The 2085-nt window shown below is 60.3% G+C and carries 2 protein-coding genes and 1 pseudogene; all 3 read right to left on the reverse strand.

Going from position 1 to position 2085, the window contains the following annotated elements:
- Positions 1-199: 199 nt before the first annotated feature.
- The 3 genes and pseudogenes from ABH924_RS24725 to ABH924_RS24735 all read right to left on the reverse strand — a co-directional run bounded on the left by ABH924_RS24725 (position 200) and on the right by ABH924_RS24735 (position 1536).
- Positions 200-699: pseudogene (locus tag ABH924_RS24725) on the reverse strand (DUF6994 family protein).
- A gap of 287 nt (positions 700-986) precedes the next feature.
- Positions 987-1307: a response regulator transcription factor gene (locus ABH924_RS24730; protein WP_404503162.1), complete on the reverse strand. Its 321-nt coding sequence runs from the start codon at positions 1305-1307 to the stop codon at positions 987-989.
- Entirely contained in the window at positions 1288-1536 is a 249-nt protein-coding gene (locus tag ABH924_RS24735; protein WP_404503164.1) for a hypothetical protein, read from the reverse strand. The genes ABH924_RS24730 and ABH924_RS24735 overlap by 20 nt, the downstream gene beginning before the upstream one ends.
- Positions 1537-2085 lie beyond the last annotated feature (549 nt).

Here is a 2085-nt window from a genome sequence, read left to right on the forward strand (position 1 = left end):
TCACCGCCTACAAAGGCCAGACCATCACCCTCTGGTTCAACGTCCACCTCGACGGCTCCACCCCCGCCGACGACACCTGGATGTACCTCGACGACCTCACCCTCACCAACAGCTGAATTGCTGGATCTGAACCGTCCGCCGCGACAGAGGGCTCATGACCTCCACAATCACCGGAGACTAGGGGGAAGGTCGCCGCCCGTTATCGGCGGAGAACCTCGATCTCGGGGTGGTGCTCCATGACCCACTTGGCCATCCGACGCATCCGTCCTGAGATGAACTCCAGCGTGGCCTCCCGGTACGGGACGTACTCCTCGGTTGTGACCGGTGTCCCGGGACGCTCGAAGTTGTCGAACGGCAGGTAGAACCGAACCTCGTCATAGTCGGGCGTCACGAGGTCCTGCGGGTGCAACAAGTCCACGAACTCCGCGAACCGCTCGAAGAGCGCGAAGAAGTCCGCGTAGGCGTTGAGGACACCGCGAGGGGGCTCTCTGGTTCTCCTGTGTAGTGACGCCGGATGCACTCAAGGGTGAGGTCCATGCGGTCACCGATCAGCCGACATGAGGGACCGAACCCTCGTGCAGTGTCCATAGTAGGTCGGTCCTTCGATCTGCCGGGCCAAATCATCGAACTACCGATGGTGTACGGCGGGTCAAGGTAGCGGGACCGCTGGTCCTCGTTCAGCGTCGCTGCCGTACCAATGACTCGCCCCGGAGGCGTCTATCAAGACGAGGTAGTCATCCCGACGGTGCGATCGGGGCAAAAGGGGCGCCGGAGCGCAGCTTCTTGGGCCTCAGCAGCTTACGGTCCAACAGGAGCCTCGAACTGTCCCTGTCCGCGTCGGGTCTGGTCTTCCGAGGCTTGTCGGATTTGTCGTCGAATGAAATATCGAAGACCGGCATGTTGGAAGTGTAAGCGCACAAACCGCTTGAACAAGGCGCCTGGGTTGCCGATGTTGTCCACAGCTAGGTGGCTCGATCAACCATAGGTCATCCCTCGCCCCTCAGGCGGCGCAGGGCGTCCACCCGGTTGTTGCTGCCGAGCTTGGTGTAAGCGTGTTCGAGGTGTTTCGCAACGGTCCTGGGACTGCAGCCGAGCAGGCGTCCGATCGCGATCCCCTTGAGGCCCTGACCGAGCAAGCGCATGACCTCCTGCTCGCGTGCGGTGAGCGAATAGACTTCCCCGCCGATTATTTCCGATGCACGGTACGCATTGCCTGCGTATGCAGTATCGAGCAGCTGCAGCATTGGCTGGATATGCCGGGCGAGGTCGACCTCGTTGTCGCTAAAGTCATGGTTCCAGCGATTCATACTCCAGCAGTGGAAGAAGTCGACACGGCTCCCGACCGTGAGAAGCGAGGAAATCGGGGCTCCACTGTTCGTGCGTCGGCTCCCTCTGCTCGCCCGAGAAGCTGTCCGAGGCAAGCATGTCGACCTTAGTGAACGCGTAGTGATCCTTCGGGTTCTCGCGGTTAATATCACATTTCTCGAGGTCCTTGTAATGGCCCGGATTTGTATGGGCGCTGGCAAGTGCAGCCACAGGTTATCCCTTGTGCAATTTGTACACCCGAGATCCGCACATCGCGGGTCGCTCGTCAGTAAGCAAAAGGAGCCGATGGGCGTCGACGCGGGGTCTCTTCGATGACGCATGGCCGCCATCATCGTAATGATGTCCGTTCCGTTCCCACCGCGGCGTTCCTCGACAAGGGCACGCAGGCGCAGCTGGGCTCTGACGTATCGATCCCAGACCTCGGTAGGGCGTGGCTCGTCCATCGGCTCGCGCCCCATGGAACGAGATCGCATCCCTCGTAGATGAATCGTGAAACTCGAACAGGACGAACGTCTGCGCCGGCTCACCGCCCGGCACCTAATGTTCGACAAGGACGCCGCATCCGAACGCGAGTAAGGGGCCGGAAATCGGACCGCCGGCTTCATAGGTCGGCAATACTCACTGCCTAGTACTACAGTCGCGTTTAATTTTAGCCGCGTCGGCGTTTAACCGGGTTTTTGGTCCGGAGCCTGTTAATCGTTGGTGGTGAGTGATGATATTTGTGTGGCGGAAGTAGAAGAGTGGGCCGAGGGTCTGGAG

Source organism: Arthrobacter sp. GAS37, assembly GCF_044908325.1.
GTDB lineage: Bacteria > Actinomycetota > Actinomycetes > Actinomycetales > Micrococcaceae > Arthrobacter > Arthrobacter ramosus.